This window comes from Sphingomonas sp. M1-B02 (assembly GCF_026167525.1).
GTDB lineage: Bacteria > Pseudomonadota > Alphaproteobacteria > Sphingomonadales > Sphingomonadaceae > Sphingomonas.
In genome coordinates, this window is the sequence record NZ_CP110679.1 from 387,680 (window position 1) to 406,682 (window position 19,003).

Annotated in this window: 21 protein-coding genes; 12 read left to right on the forward strand and 9 right to left on the reverse strand. The window is 66.7% G+C overall.

Annotated features, from left to right (window positions below):
• Positions 1–3: 3 nt before the first annotated feature.
• The gene (locus OKW87_RS01945; RefSeq protein ID WP_322740322.1) at positions 4–936 is read right to left on the reverse strand and encodes a hydratase; all 933 of its coding nucleotides are present in this window, start codon (positions 934–936) and stop codon (positions 4–6) included.
• A complete protein-coding gene (gene crtD / locus OKW87_RS01950) occupies positions 837–2,402 on the reverse strand; it encodes a 1-hydroxycarotenoid 3,4-desaturase CrtD (RefSeq protein ID WP_265541872.1) in 1,566 nt (521 codons plus the stop codon). Before crtD ends, OKW87_RS01945 begins: the two co-directional genes overlap by 100 nt.
• Positions 2,403–2,452: 50 nt before the next feature.
• On the opposite strand from crtD, the gene OKW87_RS01955 reads away from it, so the two are divergent.
• From OKW87_RS01955 to OKW87_RS02010, 12 genes are all read left to right on the forward strand, one after another.
• The gene (locus OKW87_RS01955) at positions 2,453–3,577 is read left to right on the forward strand and encodes a methyltransferase (protein WP_265541873.1); all 1,125 of its coding nucleotides are present in this window, start codon (positions 2,453–2,455) and stop codon (positions 3,575–3,577) included.
• A 97-nt stretch (positions 3,578–3,674) separates the two neighbouring features.
• Positions 3,675–4,601 carry a chlorophyll synthesis pathway protein BchC gene (gene bchC, locus OKW87_RS01960; protein ID WP_265541875.1) on the forward strand — a complete coding sequence of 309 codons (927 nt, stop codon included), beginning with the start codon at positions 3,675–3,677 and terminating at the stop codon, positions 4,599–4,601.
• On the forward strand, positions 4,598–5,581 hold the full coding sequence (locus OKW87_RS01965; RefSeq protein ID WP_265541876.1) for a chlorophyllide a reductase iron protein subunit X: 984 nt from the start codon (positions 4,598–4,600) through the stop codon (positions 5,579–5,581). Before bchC ends, OKW87_RS01965 begins: the two co-directional genes overlap by 4 nt.
• Before the next feature lie 90 nt (positions 5,582–5,671).
• The gene (gene bchY, locus OKW87_RS01970; RefSeq protein WP_265543950.1) at positions 5,672–7,108 is read left to right on the forward strand and encodes a chlorophyllide a reductase subunit Y; all 1,437 of its coding nucleotides are present in this window, start codon (positions 5,672–5,674) and stop codon (positions 7,106–7,108) included.
• Positions 7,105–8,562 carry a chlorophyllide a reductase subunit Z gene (gene bchZ / locus OKW87_RS01975; protein ID WP_265541878.1) on the forward strand — a complete coding sequence of 486 codons (1,458 nt, stop codon included), beginning with the start codon at positions 7,105–7,107 and terminating at the stop codon, positions 8,560–8,562. Before bchY ends, bchZ begins: the two co-directional genes overlap by 4 nt.
• Positions 8,563–8,716: 154 nt before the next feature.
• Positions 8,717–8,875 (forward strand): light-harvesting antenna LH1, beta subunit, encoded by a 159-nt coding sequence (gene pufB / locus OKW87_RS01980; protein ID WP_265541880.1) that lies wholly within the window; start codon positions 8,717–8,719, stop codon positions 8,873–8,875.
• A 42-nt stretch (positions 8,876–8,917) separates the two neighbouring features.
• Positions 8,918–9,097, forward strand: a complete 180-nt coding sequence (gene pufA / locus OKW87_RS01985; RefSeq protein WP_265541881.1) for a light-harvesting antenna LH1, alpha subunit — start codon at positions 8,918–8,920, stop codon at positions 9,095–9,097.
• A 129-nt stretch (positions 9,098–9,226) separates the two neighbouring features.
• A complete protein-coding gene (gene pufL, locus OKW87_RS01990) occupies positions 9,227–10,051 on the forward strand; it encodes a photosynthetic reaction center subunit L (RefSeq protein WP_265541882.1) in 825 nt (274 codons plus the stop codon).
• Positions 10,052–10,064: 13 nt separating this feature from the next.
• A complete protein-coding gene (pufM, locus tag OKW87_RS01995; RefSeq protein WP_265541883.1) occupies positions 10,065–11,039 on the forward strand; it encodes a photosynthetic reaction center subunit M in 975 nt (324 codons plus the stop codon).
• Complete coding sequence (gene pufC / locus OKW87_RS02000) at positions 11,036–12,124, forward strand: photosynthetic reaction center cytochrome PufC (protein ID WP_265541884.1); 1,089 nt, start codon at positions 11,036–11,038, stop codon at positions 12,122–12,124. Before pufM ends, pufC begins: the two co-directional genes overlap by 4 nt.
• Positions 12,121–12,336: a hypothetical protein gene (locus tag OKW87_RS02005; RefSeq protein WP_265541886.1), complete on the forward strand. Its 216-nt coding sequence runs from the start codon at positions 12,121–12,123 to the stop codon at positions 12,334–12,336. Before pufC ends, OKW87_RS02005 begins: the two co-directional genes overlap by 4 nt.
• Positions 12,333–13,586, forward strand: coding sequence for a DUF3422 domain-containing protein (locus OKW87_RS02010; RefSeq protein ID WP_265541888.1), 1,254 nt, complete (start codon positions 12,333–12,335; stop codon positions 13,584–13,586). The genes OKW87_RS02005 and OKW87_RS02010 overlap by 4 nt, the downstream gene beginning before the upstream one ends.
• 124 nt (positions 13,587–13,710) lie before the next feature.
• Here OKW87_RS02010 and hemA read toward each other — a convergent pair whose 3' ends face one another.
• Genes hemA through puhA form a run of 7 tightly spaced genes read right to left on the reverse strand, consistent with a single transcriptional unit; the run spans position 13,711 to position 18,999 of the window.
• Positions 13,711–14,934, reverse strand: a complete 1,224-nt coding sequence (gene hemA / locus OKW87_RS02015; RefSeq protein WP_265541891.1) for a 5-aminolevulinate synthase — start codon at positions 14,932–14,934, stop codon at positions 13,711–13,713.
• A complete protein-coding gene (gene puhE / locus OKW87_RS02020; RefSeq protein WP_265541893.1) occupies positions 14,934–15,722 on the reverse strand; it encodes a putative photosynthetic complex assembly protein PuhE in 789 nt (262 codons plus the stop codon). The genes hemA and puhE overlap by 1 nt, the downstream gene beginning before the upstream one ends.
• Positions 15,719–16,789 carry a magnesium-protoporphyrin IX monomethyl ester (oxidative) cyclase gene (gene acsF / locus OKW87_RS02025; protein ID WP_265541895.1) on the reverse strand — a complete coding sequence of 357 codons (1,071 nt, stop codon included), beginning with the start codon at positions 16,787–16,789 and terminating at the stop codon, positions 15,719–15,721. Before acsF ends, puhE begins: the two co-directional genes overlap by 4 nt.
• A complete protein-coding gene (locus OKW87_RS02030; RefSeq protein WP_265541897.1) occupies positions 16,786–17,082 on the reverse strand; it encodes a hypothetical protein in 297 nt (98 codons plus the stop codon). Before OKW87_RS02030 ends, acsF begins: the two co-directional genes overlap by 4 nt.
• On the reverse strand, positions 17,079–17,576 hold the full coding sequence (gene puhC, locus OKW87_RS02035) for a photosynthetic complex assembly protein PuhC (RefSeq protein WP_265541899.1): 498 nt from the start codon (positions 17,574–17,576) through the stop codon (positions 17,079–17,081). Before puhC ends, OKW87_RS02030 begins: the two co-directional genes overlap by 4 nt.
• Positions 17,573–18,223 carry a photosynthetic complex putative assembly protein PuhB gene (puhB, locus tag OKW87_RS02040; RefSeq protein ID WP_265541901.1) on the reverse strand — a complete coding sequence of 217 codons (651 nt, stop codon included), beginning with the start codon at positions 18,221–18,223 and terminating at the stop codon, positions 17,573–17,575. Before puhB ends, puhC begins: the two co-directional genes overlap by 4 nt.
• Entirely contained in the window at positions 18,220–18,999 is a 780-nt protein-coding gene (gene puhA, locus OKW87_RS02045) for a photosynthetic reaction center subunit H (RefSeq protein WP_265541904.1), read from the reverse strand. The genes puhB and puhA overlap by 4 nt, the downstream gene beginning before the upstream one ends.
• Positions 19,000–19,003 lie beyond the last annotated feature (4 nt).

Below are 19,003 nucleotides of genomic sequence, written 5' to 3' on the forward strand. Positions count from 1 at the left end.
CCTTCACCAAAAGGCGCGCGGCATCCGGTAAGGGAGCATCGACTGGACGATCGGCGAGCGGAAGCGCCCGAGCGACAGGCTTTCGTGCACCGCATGGACATCCTCGCCGAACAAGCGCGTCGCCAGTTTTGAGCGCGCGTAGAAGGGCGCGTCGATCCAGGTCTTGAGCACGCGCGGGGCGTGGCCCGAATCGACTCGAGTCGCGCGCTGGACCAGCCATCCGGTGCGCGGGAGCCTGGCGGGGGCGGGCTGGACAACATCATGCCAGCGCCCCTGGCGATCGAATTTGAGCGCGAGGTCGAAGGGGGTGCCGTCGCGCCGCCGCCCCTCATAAAGGACTGCGACGTCGTTCTTCAGATGCGCGCGCGACCAGTGCCAGTCGTCGAAACCGGCTTCGAGCGGCTCGTCGCCGAAGTTCGAGTCGAAATAGCCCGGCCCGCTCCAGCGCGTGCCGGGACTCGTCATTGACACTTCGACATGCGCGCGCGGTGCCACCGGGTGCCAGCGATGCCTGCCGTCGGGGTCGAGCATGAAGGCGGTGGTGCCGATCATCTCGGGCGTGACGCGGACCGTACCGCGCACCTTGTAGGGGAGGGGCGCCGAAATCTCGGCGATGTCGATCACCAGCGTATCGCCGTCCCACTGCATCCCGCTGGGGCCTACGGCGAAATGATCGGCGCTGCGATCCACGCGGCTAGCGGGGCGCTCGGTCATCGCCCAGGCGGATCCGCGCGGACCGTTCAGCGAGACGTTGATCGCGCAATGGTTCTCGGGATTGCCGCGTCCGGAAAGCTTGTAATAAGGCGAGAAGACGCTGCCGATGAAGGCGATGATCGTCAGGCCATGGGCGCCGTCCGCGCTGGTCGCGTCGATATACCACCAGGCATAGCCATTGGCCGCGACCGCGACATCGAAGCGCGGTCCCTGAGCAAGCATTCGACGGCTAATCGGCCGGAAAGCGCCGCCATCGGGACGCCCGCGCCGGGGTGCGTGCTCCCGCCCGCGCAGTAGATCCCAGGGATCCGCGTCCGGCTGCCCTGCCGGCGGAAGGAGGCCGCCCACCCGTGCGAGGCCGGTCCATAAAGGGCCCCACCCGTCGACGGAAACAGGCGCTCGAAGTCGGTCGGCGTCGTCAGCACCGTCCCCGACTCTGGCGAGTCCCCCAGATCGAGCGAAAGCCCCGCCCGCGAAACGCCGTCCAGCATCCGCACTCTGCATGTTTCGATCTCCGCTGGTGTGAAGGGGGTGCCGTCGCCGGTGGCGGGCGCGTTGACGATGATCTGGAAGCGCTCGCGGCCCTGGGGACTGGCGGCGCTGTCGTCGCGGTCCTGCGCGCAAACATAGATGCTGGGCGCTTGCGCCAGCCGTCCGCTGGCGAGCGCGGCGAACTCGGCCGGGTAATCGGCCGAGAAGAAGACATTGTGTCGCGCGAGCGGGAAGCCGCTCGCGGTCGCGTGTGCGGTCCAGACCATCGCGCTGAGCGAGCGGCGCTTTGACGGCAGGGCGGATGTTGCGCGCCGTGCCGCCTCGCCAAACCGGCCCGCGCCGATTGCGGCGGGATCGGCGTTGCAGACCACCGATCCGGCGCCGATCCGCTCGCCACTGCCCAGGATCACGCCCGCCGCACGGCCGCGCTCGACCAGGATTTCGCGCACCGGCGCGTCGTAGCGAAAACGCACGCCGTTGTTTCGGCCGAGCGATTCCAGGGCCTGGGCCAAGCGGTGCATGCCGCCGTCGACCAGCCACACCCCGCTCGCCTCGACATGCGCGATCAGCATCAGCGTCGCGGGGCATTGGAAAGGGGAGGAGCCGCAATAGGTGGCGTAGCGTCCGAACAATTGCTGCAACCGCGGATCGCGGAAATATCGGCCCAGCGCGCGCCACATCGAGACATAAGCGCGCAGATTGAGGTAGTCGGGGAGGCCGCGCGCGCCCATCCGCCAGCCCAGGGTGATCGGATCGGTCTTGGTCTCGCGCAGGAACGGCCGGTCGAGCGCGTCGAACAGCCGCTTGGCCTCGGCCCGGAAACGGCGATAGCCGCGTGCTTCGCCGGCGCCGGCAAACGCGCCGATCGCGGCTTCGCTTGCTGCCGGGTCGGCGTACAGGTCGAGCCGCGCCTCCCCCCAGGCATGGCGCGCGAGCGTCGAGGCGGGGCGCATGCTGAGGTGATCGTCGAGCGACGTGCCGCACGCAGCGAAGATTTCCTCGAACAAGGGGCGCATCGTGAAGACGGTGGGCCCGGCGTCGATCGCGACGCCGTCGGTGGTGATCGCACGCAATTTGCCGCCGGGGCCTGCCGCCGCTTCGACCACGGTGACGTCGCAGCCACGCGCGGCGAGCAAAGCGGCGCTTACCAGCCCGCCGACCCCCGCTCCGATCACGACGATCCGTTCGTCCGACATCGCACCCCTTTCGATTGACGATGCTATCATCTGTCCACACAACTGGACACATGCATTCGTCCAACGCACAAAATTTCGGCTGGCGCGGTCGCTGGATCGCCTGGCGCAACCGCATTTTCGGGTCCGAACGGTTTCAGCGCTTCGCGGTGCGCTTCCCGTTGACGCGTCCGATCGCGCGACGGCGTGCGCGGGGGCTGTTCGATCTTGTGGCCGGATTCACCTATTCGCAGATCCTGGCGGCATGCGTGCAGACGGGCCTGCTCGACTTGCTTGCAGAGGGCCCGCTCGACACCGCGACGATCGCGACGCGCATCGACCTGCCGCCCGCCGGGGCCGAACGCCTGTTGCGCGGGGCGGCGGCACTCGGGCTGGTCGAGCCGATCGCCAATGCCTGGGCCTTGGGGAGCGACGGCGCAGCGCTGCGCGGCAATCGCGGGATCGCCGAAATGGTGGCGCACCATCACCTGCTCTACGCCGATCTCTCCGATCCGGTGGCGTTGTTGCGGCGGGGCGGGGGAGGCGGTCAGTTGTCGCGGCACTGGCATTATGCCGAGTCGTCGGGAAACGGGGATGCGAATGCCGTGGCCGCTTACTCGGCCCTGATGGCGCGCTCCCAGCCCCTGATCGCGGCGCAGGCGATCGATTGCTATCGCTTCGATCGCCACCGCCGGCTGCTCGACGTCGGCGGGGGCGAAGGCGCCTTTCTCGAATCGGTGGCGGCGCGCGTTCCGGGGCTCGAGCTCGGCCTGTTCGACCTACCCGCGGTCGGCGAACGGGCGCGGATGCGATTCGACTCGGCCGGGCTCGCAGCGCGAACCACTGTGTTCGGAGGCGATTTCCTCAACGACTCGCTGCCGATGGGCTACGATCTGATATCGCTGATCCGCGTGCTGCACGATCATGACGACGCTCCGGCGCTGGCGCTGCTTCGCAATGTCCATGCGGCGCTGCCCGTCGGCGGCACGCTGTTTATCGCCGAGCCGATGGCCCGGACGCCCGGTGCGGAACCCGTCGGTGACGCTTATTTCGGCTTCTATCTATTGGCGATGGGATCGGGGAGGGCGCGCAGCAGCGCTGAAATCCGCGCGATGCTGCATGCTGCGGGCTTTTCCCGGTCGCGCCCCGTCGCGACTGCGATGCCGCTGACGACAAGTGCAATCGTCGCCACGCGCTAGGCGACTGTCCAATCTGATTGACATCCAGATGTGTCTAGAGCAGGTTACGCCCCAGCAGCAGGTTCCATGCAGAACCGTTGCCGCGGGGGGTGACCAGATGGATGCAGTAGCGGTCATATTGGAAGCGCCGGAAAAGTTGGCGCTGCGACCGCTTGCACTCAATCCCATGGCTGCCGGCGACGTCCGGGTCGAGATCGACTGGAGCGGGATTTCGTCGGGTACCGAGAAATTGCTGTGGACCGGCCGTATGCCGAACTTCCCGGGCATGGGCTATCCGCTGGTGCCGGGCTACGAATCGGTCGGGCGTATCGTCGATGCCGGCGCAGAGGCGCGCGGACGGATCGGCGAATGGGTCTTCGTGCCGGGTGCGAATTGCTATGCGCAAGCGCGCGGGCTGTTCGGCGGCACTGCGCGCCAAGTCTTGCTGCCGGCGGCGCGGGCGATCCCGATCCGCGAATCGCTCGGCCGCGACGGCATCCTGCTCGCGCTGGCCGCGACGGCGCACCACGCGATCGCGATCGGCGGCGTGCCCGATCTGGTGATCGGCCACGGGATTCTCGGGCGGCTGATCGCACGGATCACGGTGGCCAGCGGTGGCGGCACCCCGACCGTTTGGGAAACCAATCCTGACCGGCGCGACGGGTTCGGCTATCCGGTAATCGACCCCGCGACCGACGAGCGCCGCGACTATCGGGCGATCTGCGACGCGAGCGGCGCCGGCGACATCCTAGACATTGCCTTTGGACGGCTCGGCAAGGGCGGCGAAGTCGTGCTGGCCGGCTTCTACGACCGGCTATCCTTTGCCTTTCCTCCGGCCTTCATGCGCGAGGCACGACTGCGCATCGCCGCGGAGTTCACCCCCGCCGACATCGCCGCGACGCTGGCGCTGATCGACACCGGGCTGCTCGAGCTTGACGGGCTGATCAGTCATGCCCGCCCCGCCGCGGAGGCAGTCGACGCCTATCCGCAGGCCTTCACCGATCCCGATTGCCTGAAGATGGTCCTCGACTGGAGAAGTATATGAGCATGTTCGATCCAGGCGAGCTGCGCGAGGAAGCCGCGTTCGAGCCCGATCCGGTCCACACAGGCCCCGTTACCAAGGAAACGCAGATCATCGCCATCTATGGCAAGGGCGGGTCGGGCAAGTCGTTCGCGCTGGCCAACCTGAGCTACATGATGGCGCAGCAGGGCAAGCGCGTGCTGCTGATCGGCTGCGACCCAAAGAGCGACACGACCAGCCTGCTGTTCGGAGGCAAATCGACGCCGACGATCATCGAGACGAGCTCGAAGAAGAAGCTGGCGGGCGAGGAGATCGGGATCGAGGATGTCTGCTTCCAGCGCGACGGCGTGTTCGCGATGGAATTGGGCGGTCCGGAAGTGGGGCGCGGCTGCGGCGGGCGCGGGATCATCCACGGTTTCGAGACGCTCGAGAAACTCGGCTTCCATGAATGGGGCTTCGACTACGTCCTGCTCGATTTCCTCGGCGACGTGGTGTGCGGCGGCTTCGGCCTGCCGATCGCGCGCGACATGTGCCAGAAGGTCATCGTCGTCGCCTCGAACGATCTCCAGTCGCTCTACGTCGCCAACAACGTCTGCAAGGCAGTCGAATATTTCCGCAAGATGGGCGGCAATGTCGGCGTCGCGGGGATGATCCTCAACAAGGATGACGGCACCGGCGAGGCCAATGCCTTTGCGGAGGCGGTCGGCATTCCGGTGCTGTGTGCGATCCCCGCCAACGAGGACATCCGCAAGAAGAGCGCGAACTACCAGATCATCGGCAAGCCCGGCGGCCAATGGGCATCGCTGTTCGAGGAACTCGCGGTCAACGTAGCCGAGGCGCCGCCGCTCCGCCCCGCACCGCTCGACCAGGATGGATTGCTCGGCCTGTTCAGCGCCGACGTCACCGGCGCGGACTATTCGCTCAAGCCGGCGACCCAAGCCGATATGCGCGGCGCGGCCTATGTCGCCAAGCCGAGCCTCGAAGTCGTGTACGATACGGTCTGATCGGTGACGGTAGAAGCCCTTCCCCGCGACCGCGACCGGATCGACCTCACGCCGAGCCCGGCCGAAGGTGGCTGCGGTTCGAAGGAGACAATGCACGCGGCGGCGGTCACCGCCGGCAAGTCCGAAATCCTCGATCGCTACGCCGCCGATTATCCCAAGGGGCCGCACGATCAGCCGCAATCGATGTGCCCGGCGTTCGGATCCTTGCGCGTCGGGCTGCGCATGCGCCGCACCGCGAGCGTGCTCTCGGGCTCGGCATGCTGCGTCTATGGCCTGACCTTCACCTCGCATTTCTACGGCGCCAAGCGCAGCGTCGGCTATGTCCCGTTCAGTTCGGAGACGCTCGTCACCGGCAAGCTGTTCGAGGATATCCGCGACGCGGTTCACGACCTCGCCGACCCGGCGCTCTACGACACGATCATCGTCACCAATCTCTGCGTGCCGACTGCTTCGGGCGTGCCGCTGCAGTTGCTGCCCGATCAGATCAACGGCGTCCGGGTGATCGGTATCGACGTCCCCGGCTTTGGCGTGCCGACGCATGCCGAGGCGAAGGATGTGCTCGCCGGGGCGATGCTTAGTTATGCGCGCAAGGAGGCCGAGCAGGGCCCGGTGGCCGCGCCCAAGGAGCGGCCAGACCGGCCGACGGTGACGTTGCTCGGCGAGATGTTTCCGGCCGACCCGCCCGGGATCGGCCTGATGCTCGAGCCGCTGGGGCTGGCGGCGGGGCCGGTCGTCCCGACGCGCGAATGGCGCGAGCTGTATTCGGCGCTCGATTGCGCGGTCGTCGGCGCGATCCATCCTTTCTACACCGCGAGCATCCGCGAGTTCGAGGCCGCGGGACGCGCCGTGGTCGGCTCGGCGCCGGTCGGCGCGGACGGCACCGCGGCGTGGCTCGATGCGATCGGCAAGGCGTGCGGAGTCGCGCAGGACAGGATCGACGCTTCGAAGAATCGTTTCATCCCTGCGATCCGCGGGGCGCTCGCCGCCAAGCCGGTCAAAGGGCGGATCACGGTGTCGGGCTATGAAGGCTCGGAACTGCTGGTCGCGCGGCTGCTGATCGAGAGCGGCGCCGACGTGCCCTATGTCGGCACCGCCTGCCCGCGGACGGTCTGGTCCGATCCCGATCGCGAATGGCTCGAGGCGCATGGCTGCCGCGTGCAATATCGCGCGAGCCTCGAACAGGATATCGCCGCGGTCGAAGAGTTCGGCCCCGATCTCGCGATCGGCACCACGCCGGTGGTCCAGCACGCCAAGCAGAAATCGATCCCGGCGCTCTATTTCACCAACCTCATCTCGGCGCGACCGCTGATGGGGCCGGCGGGGGCGGGCAGCCTGGCAATGGTGGTCAACGCCGCGCTCGCCAACCAGCATCGCTTCGACAAGATGACGGCCTTCTTCGAGGGTGTCGGCACCGGCGCGACCGCGGGGGTGTGGGAAGACACTCCGGTCGATCGCCCCGAGTTCAAGGCTAAATACGCCGCCAAGCGGATCGCCGCGGCCAAGGCCGAGGAGCATATCGGCACATGACGCTGATCCTCGATCACGATCGGGCCGGAGGCTATTGGGGCGCTGTCTATGCCTTCACTGCGATCAAGGGATTGCAGGTGATCATCGACGGTCCGGTCGGCTGCGAGAATCTGCCGGTCACGTCGGTGCTGCATTATACCGACGGCCTGCCGCCGCACGAATTGCCGATCGTCGTCACGGGACTTGGCGAGCAGGAGCTCGGCCGCGACGGCACCGAGGGCGCGATGAAGCGGGCGTGGAAGACGCTCGATCCCGATCTGCCGGCGGTGGTGGTCACCGGATCGATCGCCGAGATGATCGGCGGCGGGGTGACCCCCGAGGGGACCAATATCCAGCGCTTCCTGCCGCGCACGATCGACGAGGATCAGTGGCAATCGGGCGATCGCGCGCTGACCTGGCTGTGGACCCAGTTCGGGACGAAGAAGGTTCCGCCGGCCAAGCCGCCGCGCGAGGGGCAAAAGCCGACTGTCAACATCATCGGGCCGATGTACGGCACCTTCAACATGCCGTCCGACCTGGCCGAGATCCGCCGGCTGATCGAGGGGATCGGCGCGGAGGTCGGGATGGTGTTCCCGCTCGGCAGCCACCTCGCCGACGTCAAGAAACTGCCGCTCGCGCAGGTCAATGTCTGCATGTACCGCGAGTTCGGGCGCGGCCTCTGCGAGGCGCTCGAGCGTCCCTATCTGCAAGCGCCGATCGGGCTCGAATCGACGACCTTGTTCCTGCGCAAGCTGGGCGAGCTGACCGGGCTCGATCCCGAGCCGTTCATCGAGCGCGAGAAGCATACGACGATCAAGCCGCTTTGGGATCTGTGGCGCTCGGTGACCCAGGATTTCTTCGGGACCGCCAGCTTCGGGATCGTAGCCACCGACACCTATGCGCGCGGCATCCGCAAGTTCCTCGAGGAGGATATGGGGCTGCCCTGCAACTTCGCGGTGTCGCGCTGCGCGGGGGCCAAGTCCGACAACCAGTCGGTCAAGGATATGATCGCGACCAATCCGCCGCTCGTGCTGTTCGGCAGCTTCAACGAGCGGATGTACATGGCCGAGGCCGCCGGCGGGGGCGGGATGCGCGGGGTCTTTATCCCGGCGAGCTTCCCCGGCGCGGTGATCCGCCGCCATACCGGCACGCCGTTCATGGGCTATGCCGGCGCGACCTATCTGATCCAGGAAGTCTGCAACGCGCTGTTCGATGCGCTCTTCCACATCCTCCCGCTCGCCGGCCAGCTCGACAAGGTCGAGGCCACGCCGGCGCGGATCGAGCGCGAGCTGATGTGGGACGAGGCCGCCAAGTCGGAACTCGATGCCGTCGTCGAGCGCGCGCCGGTATTGGTGCGCATCTCGATGGCCAAGCGCATCCGCGACGCCGCCGAACGCGCCGCGCGCCGGGCCGGCGAGGCCTCCGTCACGCCCGAGCGCCTGGCGCTCGCGATCACCGAAAGCCGCGACCTGTGAGCGCGGCCACGCTTCTCCGCCCGATCGGACCGGCATCGCCGCTGCGCCGATCGCTGCGGACACACCGATCCTCGTGGGTTTTGGCCCGCGCGGATACCGCCTGGGAGCGCGTTCCACGCTCCTGCCCTGACGGGAAAACACGGAGACGTAGAAAATGAGCGATCCAAACGAAAGGCCGGGCCTGGGAACCTACCTCACCCCCGATGAAGCCAAAGAATTCCACAAGCTGTTCATCACCAGCTTCCTGATCTTCACCGTCATCGCGATCATCGCGCATGTACTGGTTTGGAACTGGCGGCCCTGGCTCGGATAAGCCCGGACCGATATTTCGACCATAAGTGAGGAGGACCACATCATGTGGAGAATTTGGCTCATATTCGACCCGCGCCGCGCGCTCGTCGCATTGTTTATCTTCCTGTTCGTGCTGGCACTGTTGATTCACTTCATCCTGCTCAGCACCGACCGGTTCAACTGGCTCGACGGTCCGCACAAGGCGGCACCGGCAGCGATGGCTCCCGCGACACCCGGGACCTGAGCGATTGACGCCACCGCGTGGGCTGATGCGCACGCGGGCGGACGAAGCCGGGCGAAAGCCCGGCCTCGTCTGAGGACGACGACCTGAACGTAACGATCCCCGGCATGCGTCGGGGAGCGGAGATATGCCATGGCGCTGCTGAGCTTCGAGCGAAAATACCGAGTGCGAGGGGGCACGCTGATCGGCGGCGACCTGTTCGATTTCTGGGTCGGTCCCTTCTACGTCGGCTTCTTCGGCGTAACCACCGCGATCACCGCGGCGCTCGGGACTGCCCTGATCTTCTATGCGGCCTCGCTGGGGCCGACCTGGAATCCCTGGCTGGTCAGCATCGCCCCGCCCGACATCAGCTATGGCCTGGGCCTGGCACCCTTGCGGGAGGGCGGCTTCTGGCAAATCATCACGGTCTGCGCGATCGGCGCCTTCGTTTCCTGGGCGCTGCGCGAAGTCGAGATCTGCCGAAAGCTCGGGATCGGCTATCATGTGCCGTTCGCCTATGGCTTCGCGATCTTCGCTTATGTCAGCCTGGTGGTGATCCGCCCGTGGATGCTGGGCGCCTGGGGCTTCGGCTTCCCCTATGGCATCTTCAGCCATCTCGATTGGGTGTCGAACACCGGCTACCAATATCTCCATTTCCACTACAATCCCGCGCACATGCTGGCGGTGAGCTTCTTCTTCGTCACCGGTGGCGCGCTGGCGTTCCACGGCGCGCTGGTGCTCTCGGCGGTCAACCCGCCCAAGGGCGAGGCGGTGAAGTCGCCGGAATATGAGGACGCCTTCTTCCGCGACACGATCGGCTATTCGATCGGCACGCTCGGGATCCACCGCCTCGGGCTGTTCCTGGCGCTCTCGGCGGGGTTCTGGAGCGCGATCTGCATCATCATCTCGGGGCCGCTATGGACACGCGGCTGGCCCGAATGGTGGACGTGGTGGCTCAACCTGCCGATCTGGTCTTGAGGGGGGACGGGCGATGCTGCGTTATCAGAACATATTCACCCAGGTGCAGTTGCGCGGACCGCTCGAGGCTGGACCGCCGCTGCCGGCGGGAAGCTTTGCCCGTGGCGAGGCGAGCACCTATAATTATTGGGCCGGCAAGCTCGGCGCCGCGCAGATCGGCCCGATCTATCTCGGCAAGCTTGGCATCGCCTCGCTGATCTGCGCCTTTCTCAGCTTCGAGATCATCGGGCTGAACATGTTCGCCTCGGTCAATTGGGATCCGATCCAGTTCGTCCGGCAGCTGCCCTGGCTCGCGCTCGAGCCGCCCGGCCCGCAATGGGGATTCAGCCTGTTCGTGCCGCTGGCCGAGGGCGGGTGGTGGAAGATTGCGGGCTTCTTCATGGTAGCCTCGCTGCTGCTCTGGTTCCTGCGTACGCATCGACGCGCCACGCAGCTCGGGATGGGGACGCATGTCGCCTGGGCGTTCCTGTCGGCGGTCTTCCTGATCGTGACCCTGGGCTTCATCCGGCCGATGCTGATGGGCAGTTGGGCGGAGGCGGTGCCGTTCGGCATCTTCCCGCATCTCGATTGGACCGCGGCCTTCTCGATCCGCTACGGCAACCTCTTCTACAATCCGTTCCACTGCCTCTCGATCGTCTTCCTGTACGGATCGACCTTGCTGTTCGCGATGCACGGCGCGACGATCCTCGCGGTCGGGCGCTATGGCGGCGAGCGCGAGATCGAGCAGATCACCGATCGCGGAACCGCAGCCGAGCGCGCGGCGCTATTCTGGCGCTGGACGATGGGCTTCAACGCGACGATGGAATCGATCCACCGCTGGGCGTGGTGGTTCGCGGTGCTGACGCCGCTGACCGGTGCGATCGGGATCCTGCTGACCGGGACGGTGGTCGACAATTGGTACCTTTGGGCGGTTCTGCACGGCTATGCCCCGAGCTATCCGGGCACGGGCGTCGTCGATCCTGCAACCTTGCCGGGAGCGCCGCAATGAGCCGTTCTTTCCTCATCGTCACCGCCGGATCGATCACCCTGCTGCTGGGCGGTTGCGAGCTCGGCCCCAAGCAATCAACCCAGACCGGCTATCGCGGCACGGGCCTCGAGCAGATCGTCGACGTCAATACCGTCGCAAAGGCCAGCGCAATTCCCGCCGCACCTTATCCCCTGCCGCCCGAGGGCGGCCCGACTGCAGGGCAGAGCTATCAGAACGTCAAGGTGCTCGGCGGTGTGAGCAAGGAGCGGTTCGACCATCTGATGGCCGAGATGAATCAGTGGGTCGCGCCCCCGGATCAAGGGTGCAGCTATTGTCATAACCCCGAGAATTTGGCGTCCGACGAAAAATATACCAAGGTCGTCGCGCGGCGCATGATCCAGATGACGCAGACCATCAATTCTAAATGGGCGAGCCACGTCAAGACGACCGGCGTCACCTGCTTCACCTGTCACCGCGGCAATGCCGTCCCCGAGAACAAATGGGCGCTGGCCGAGGGCACGCCGCATCCGGGCTCGGTGCTGGGCAACCGCCACGGCCAGAACAGCCCCAACACCAATGTCGGCTATTCGGCGCTGCCTTATGATCCGTTCGCCGCCTATCTGGCCGGCAAGGGCCAGGTCCCGGTGGCAAGCAGCAGCGCATATCCGTCGCCGAACCATGTCGTGTCGATCAAGGATGCCGAAAAGTCCTACGGCCTGATGATGCACGTCAGCTCTGCGCTTGGGGTCAACTGCACCTATTGCCACAACAGCCAGTCGTTCCGCGCCTGGAACCTCAGCCGTGCGCAGCGCGGTACGGCCTATTACGGCATCCGCATGGTTCGCGACGTCAACGACAATTATATCGAGTCGCTGAAAGCGACCTTCCCGGCAAATCGCAAGGGGCCGCAAGGCGATCCCTACAAGGTCAATTGCACGACCTGCCACCAGGGCGTTTCCAAGCCGCTGGGAGGGGTTAGCATGCTCAGCCAGGCGCCTTCGTTAGCGGGGAGTGCGCCGGCCGCAGCGCCTGAGGGCGGGCCGGCCGCGGGCGGCGCGGTGCCGGCCGCCTTCGCCAAGCCGGCGGCAATGACTGACAAGAAGTGACCTGGCTCCGCGCCGCTGATCCGAGCGGCGCGGAGCGGCTTGCCGGCGCTTTCGCCGCGCCGGGCCAGGGCGGCGCCCTCGCCGCAACGAGCCAGGGCGGCGCCCTCGCCGCAACGAGCCAGGGCGGCGCCCTCGCCGCAACGAGCCAGGGCGGCGCCCTCGCCGCAACGAGCCGGGGCGGCGGCCTCGCCGCAAGGGGCCAGGCATCGTGACGATCCGCAGCCACCCGCTGCGTGCCGCGCTTTCGGAAGAGATGCACGTCCGCCGGCTGCCGCGTTTTGCCGCGCCGTGCCGCCTGCTCCAGATCGTAACGCTGCTCGGCGAAGCTTCGGGCGATTCCGCACGCGACCATATCGCGATGCTGGTTACCGCCGGGCGTGAAGTGGTGCCGGTGTCGGCCCGATATGCGGTGCTGGACCTGGGCGGCGTGACGCTTGTCTGGGAACGCCACACCGAATTCGCGACCTACACCTTGCTGTGCCCCGGGCCGTTCGACGCGCCGTTCGACCCCGAGCTGTTCGAGCCGATCCAGTCCAGAATCCTCGACCATATGCCCGGAGAGATCGTCCGCGCGACCCAGATCGCCTTCGTCGGCGGCAATGCGCCGGACCCGTTGCCCGCCGATCTCGAGGCGTGGTTCGCGCCTGAGGCGATGATCGTCTGCGATGTCGCCGGCGGCCTGGCGACGGTGATCTCGGATTTCCGGCTGAATGAGGACGGCTATGGCCGACTGCTCGTGCGCGATCGTGGCCTGGAACATGACGAGCCGGCGCAACTGCTGCTGCGGCTGCAGGAACTCGGCAATTACCGGAACATGGCGCTGCTCGGCCTCCCGCTCGCGCAACGGCTGACTCCGGCGGTGACCGGACTGGAGGCGCGGCTCGCGGGCCTGACGCATGCCGTTTCGGAACGGACGTCGGAAGATGACCAACTGCTCGACGAGCTCACCTTCCTGTCGGCCGAACTCGCCCGGCTGCTCGCCGAGACGCGCTATCGGATGAGCGCGACGCGCGCTTATGGCCAGCTCAGCATCGATCGCCTGGCCGGCCTCAAAATCGGCACCGTGCGCGGCTATCAAACGCTGGCGGATTTCACCGAACGGCGGCTGACCCCGGCGCTTCGCACCTGCGAATCCTTTTCGGCACGGCTGGATGACCTGTCGAGGCGCGCCTCCTGGACCAGCGAATTGCTGCGAACGCGGATCGACATCGCGCTCGCCAAGCAGAACCGCGATCTGCTCACGTCGATGGACCGCCGCACCCGGCTGCAGCTGCGGCTGCAACAGACGGTGGAGGGGCTGTCGATCGTCGCGATCAGCTATTATCTGGTGGCACTGATGAGTTATCTCGTGGGCGCATTGCCGGGCCACAGCCACGATCTCGCGATGGCGGCGGCGGTGCCGCTGGTGCTGGCGGTCGTTGCATTCTCGCTGTGGCGCTTGCGGCGGCGGCTTTCGGAATAGGGCTCGATTTGCCGGTTCCAAAAACGTCATCCCGGCGAAGGCCGGGATCCAGGGTAACCAAGCGACGTACTGCTTGGCCCTGGATCCCGGCCTTCGCCGGGATGGCGATGTCGAAGCTTGGAGTCTAAGCCGCGACTGCCTGGCGGGCGAGGGCGCATTGCGACCAGATCTCGCTGAGCGCGGTCACCAGCCGATCGATGTCGCCGTCGGTATGCACCGGCGACGGGGTGATCCGCAGCCGTTCGGTGCCCATCGGCACGGTGGGATAGTTGATCGGCTGCACATAGATGCCGTGATTGGCCAGCAGCCAGTCGCTGATCATCTTGGCGTGGTGCGGGTCGCCGACCATCACTGGGATGATGTGGCTGGGGTTGGGCAAATGCGGGATGCCGAGCGCGTCGAGCCGCTGGCGGACGATCGCCACGCGGTTCTGGTGGCGGACGCGCTCGATCTGGCTTTCCTTGAGGTGCCGGATCGACGCAGTCGCGCCGGCCGCCACCGCGGGGGGCAGCGCGGTCGAGAAGATGAAGCCGCTCGCGAAGCTGCGGACGAAATCGCACAGATTCTTCGACGCGGTAATATAGCCGCCCATCACGCCGAACGCCTTGCCCAGCGTGCCCTCGATCACGTCGATGCGGTGCATCAGGCCCAGCTCCTCGGCGACGCCGCCGCCGCGCGGGCCATAAAGGCCGACGCCATGGACCTCATCGATATAGCTGAGTGCACCATGCTTTTCGCAGACTTCGATAATCTCGGCGATCGGGGCGATGTCGCCGTCCATCGAATAGACGCTCTCGAACGCGACCAGCTTGGCGCGGCCGGGCTCGACTTGGCTGAGCAGTTCATCGAGATGCGCGACATCGTTGTGCCGCCAGCGCTTGCACTCGGCGCGGCTGTGGCGAATGCCTTCGATCATCGACGCATGGTTGAGCGCATCGGACAGCACCACGCAATCGGGCAGCCGCGAGGCGAGGGTGGAAAGCGCCGCCCAGTTCGAGACATAGCCCGAGGTGAAGATCAGCGCCGCTTCCTTGCCGTGCAGATCGGCGAGTTCGGCCTCGAGCAGGACATGCTGGTGATTGGTGCCCGAGATGTTGCGCGTGCCCCCCGCGCCGGCGCCGCAGCGATCGAGCGTCTCGTGCATCGCCTCCAGCACCTTGGGGTGCTGGCCCATGCCGAGATAGTCGTTCGAGCACCAGACGGTGACGTCCGCGACCTGGCCATCCTCGGTCCAGCGCTTGGCGCGAGGGAATTGGCCGGCCTGGCGCTCGATCTCGGCGAAGACGCGGTAATTGCCCGCCTCGCGCAAACCGTCGAGCTGCCCTGCGAACACTGCCTCGTAATCCATTACCCTCTCCCCACGCGTTCGACGACGGCTCGTGCCGCCTTGTTGTTGGATGCCCATTGCCACATCTTCGCATCGCGAAGCGGCAAAACCAGAAATAGATGCTCGACTACCCCGAGTATCGTGAGCCCGGCGATCAGCGTCGCGCTTGCCGAGGCGCCGCTGCCCGCGGGCGCGGCCTCCGCCACGGTCCAGGCCCAGAAAGCGAGGGCGCTGCCGAGCACGATCGAGAAGGGGAACAGCACATTGCACCGCGCCTTGCGGAAATAGCTTTTCAGATAAGCGAGATGTTCGGGGAACACCTCGTCGCTGAGATTGGGCACGCCCAGATACAGGTTGAACTTGGCCGAGACGCGCAGCACGAACAGCAACAGGAAGGTGAGCGGCGCGGCCTGGTTGGGCTGGCCCCAGGTGATCGCGAACAGCAGGATCGCGGTCGCGGCGATCGCCAGCTCGTGGTGGATGACGGTGGCGGTCGCGGCCTTGAACCGCGCCCAGCCGACCGCCTCGGGCGGGCATTCGGCGCGGTTGGGACCGGAGACATGCCCCATCAGGAAGCTCATTTCGTGCCAGCCCCAGATCAGGATCGCCGCGGCGAAACCGGCATAGGCGCCGCCGACGCTGCTATCGCCGGCCCTCGCCCAGACCAGTCCGATCGCGCCGATCGCGACCAGCCCGGCGAGGATCAGGCTGGTGCGGAAGGTCTCGCGCGGCCGGCTGTCGAGCCAGACCACGGCGCCGGTGCCGATGAACCACATCAGCAGCGCGAACAGGAGCGGCGGGAGTGTCACCAGGCCGGGACCATCCGGACCGTGGCCGGTGCGATGTTGCGCTTGACCGGCGTGCAATAGAGCCGGGCGAAATTGACTGCGGCGGCACCGACAAGGCCGATGCGCTTGATCCCGCCGGCCAGCCCGCCCTGGCTCTTCGCCGCATCGATGGCGACGGCGATCTTGCGCATCCGCTCGAGCCCGCGCGCGAAGCCTGGGCTGTCGGTATCGAGTACTACCGGGAACACCTGGCGCGTGATTTCCGAGCAGATCGTGAAGACGCGGCGGTCATATTCGGTTGGATCGATGCCGAGCGCCTTGTGGAAAGCGGGGCGATTGTGATCGCGGACGTACATCGTCGCGTAGACCGCGACCAGGAAGAAGCGGATCCACAGCTTGTTGACCCCGGTCAGCAGCTTGGGATCGTTGCGCATGAGGATCGCGAAGGCGTCGCCGTGGCGGAACTCGTCGTTGCACCACAGTTCGAACCAGTTGAAGATCGGGTGGAAGCGCAGCTCGGGATGCTTCGCCAGATGCCGGAAGATCGTGATGTAGCGCGCATAGCCGATCTTTTCGCTGAGATAGGTCGCGTAGAAGATGAATTTCGGGCGGAAATAGGTGTATTTCTTGGTCCGCGTCAGGAAGCCCAGATCGATGCCGATGCCGGCGTCCTTGAGCGTATCGTTGATGAAGCCGGCGTGGCGGCTCTCGTCGCGGCTCATCAGCTTGAAGAGCTGCTTGATGTCGTGGTTCTTCACCCGCTTGGCGATCTCGGCATAGAGGATGCAGCCCGAGAATTCGGCGGTGAGCGAGCTGACGAGGAAATCGGTGAATTCCTGACGCAGGCCGTCGGGCAGGCTCTCGATCACGCCGTCGAACGCCTCGGTGCGCTTGAAGTGGAGCCGGTTGGGATCGGCGACCATCTCGGCGATCAGCGCATCCCATTCGGCGCGCACCGGGGTCACGTCGATCCGGTCCATTGCCGCGAAATCGGTGGTGTAGAAGCGCGGGCTCAGGACGGTGTCCTCACGGGCGAGCGCCATCGCATCGGCCGAAGTTGCGGCCTTGATGGGGGTCACGGCGTTCATAGCACTGTCCGATCGCTGAAGCTGACTTCGTAGAGTTCCGCCATTTCGAAATGGCCGGCGAATTTGGTCCACAGCCGCTCGACCGTGCTCGCGCGCTCGACGGTGGCGATGCGATCCTCGACGCGGCGCTCGCCGAAGCCGACGCAGATCGGCGCGCCGTGGACCTTCACGCGATCACCCGGGCCGACTTCATAGTCGTTCGCCAGCACCACATTCGCGCGGCAATATTCGTCGCTGAGCTCGACCTCGACGCGGCAGGGCGTGTCGAAGCGGGTGCGGCGCAGCGCGATCATGCTTCGGGGTCCACGGAGACGGCGTTCTTCGCGTCGAGCAAAGCCGCGAAGGTCGCGCGGTTGGTGGTGCCGAAGGCGGTGAGCTCGAGTGCGCGACCGGTGGCGCTGTCGACCAAGGAGAGCTCGCCGTCCGCCCACAAGGTCAGCTTGAAGGGAGGGCCGTCGCCGATGCCGTGCGCGCGCCGTTCGCGCGCCAGTCCGCGCATCACCCCACGGATGAAGCCGGTCTGCTGGCCAGGCACCACCGTCGAGGCGACGCCGCCCTTCACGTCCTCGATCACCACCGCGCCGTCGGCGCGATCGATGAAGCGCAGGTCGCGCGACTTAACGACCCGGATCCCGGCCTGTTCGCGCATCAATGTGGGCGATGCCGCAGGCGGAATGTCGGCGATTCGAACGACGCTCGCCGCAGTCAACGCGAACAGGACGAGCGCACCGGCGAGGAACAGGGTCCCGCGCGGCAGCATGTCGCCATGGCTGTGGGTGCCGCTCATGCCGCCACCGCTTCGCCGAAGGATTCGATCGGGGCGGCGCTGGGCCGGGCTGCGGCGATGCGGCCTTCGGGATTGGCGGCCAGGCAGGTCCGCGCGATCAGCGCCGCGACGTCCGCCGCTTTGGGAATTGCGCGCAGCATCGGCTGCGGCCGGGCCAATTTCCACGGCCGCGCATGCGGCCACAGTGCAAGATAGCCGAGCTTCTGCTGGCCGCGGATGGTGAGCGGCATGTCGCCCGATCCGTCGGCACGCGCGGCGAGATCGACCGCACCCACCAGCGCGAGCGGCAGATTGATGCATTTGGGCAGCGCCATGCCGATGCGAAGCACGATCCGGCGATTGGTGAGCGTGTAGATCGTCGTGCGCGCCGAGCCCCAGGCGAGCAGATGGAGCAAGCCGACGCCGATCACGCCGACGAGCGCGGTCATCCCGGCGCCGAGGAGATCGCCGGGCCCGCCGACGCCCTGGGCCAGCGCGCTGATCAGCGCCCAGGCGGTGAGCAGGACGAAATAGGCGGCGACGAGCCTGGTGTGGAATGCGGTACGCGCCAGCACGCGCCAGTCGGGCGAGCCCTGCCAGAGGATCTGCTCGCCGGCGGGCGGAATACCCGGCAGTCCCGGGATCGGCTCATTCTCATACTCGGTCATATGAGGGGCTCCTGCCGGTTGGTGTTTGCATAGAGATAGCCGCCGCCGAAATAGGCCTGGACGCGCTCTTCTTCGTACAGCGTGATCCGGTCGGGCGCGGCGGGGCGCGGCGCCTCGGCGAACTGGGCGGCGTTGACCGCGTCGATCACCACGCGGCGGCGGCGGCGGTCGACCTTGGCCATCATCATCGGCGCGATGACCGGCCCGATGCCGACTCCATCGGTGCCGCTGAGCTGGATGTAGCGGACCAGCCGGTCGGCCCGGTCTATCCACAGGTCGCTGACCGTGCCTGCGACGACCCCGTCTGCGCCGATCACCGGCCAGCCAGTCATATCGGAATCTTCACGCGCCACCCAGAAATCGGCCGCGGTGCTGAGTGGCACGATGCGCGGATGGCCCTCCATGTCGAGGTCGGGACGCTTGGCGCGATCCGCCCAGGCCGCCGGACCGATACCGTCGACCAGGGGGTTACCGGTCGGGGCATAGGGCGCGCCGTGCGAACGTTCGGTGCGCTGCGCGGCGATGTCGATCGGCTCGCGGCCCTGGGTCGGGGTGGTGACGGTGCCATGCCCGAACGGCAGGAGGAAAGACTTGGGCGACGCCATCGACAGCGGGCCGCCCGGCGCCTGGAGCCGACCGGTCATTTCATCCTCGAGCGGATAGCCTTCGCGTCGATCCTCGCGGCGCAGGTAGAAGACCAGGCCGATGAAGAACAGGACGAACGCCCAGAAGACGAGGAGGGCGACATCGATGCCGGGGGTGAGCTGGGGGTGCATGGCG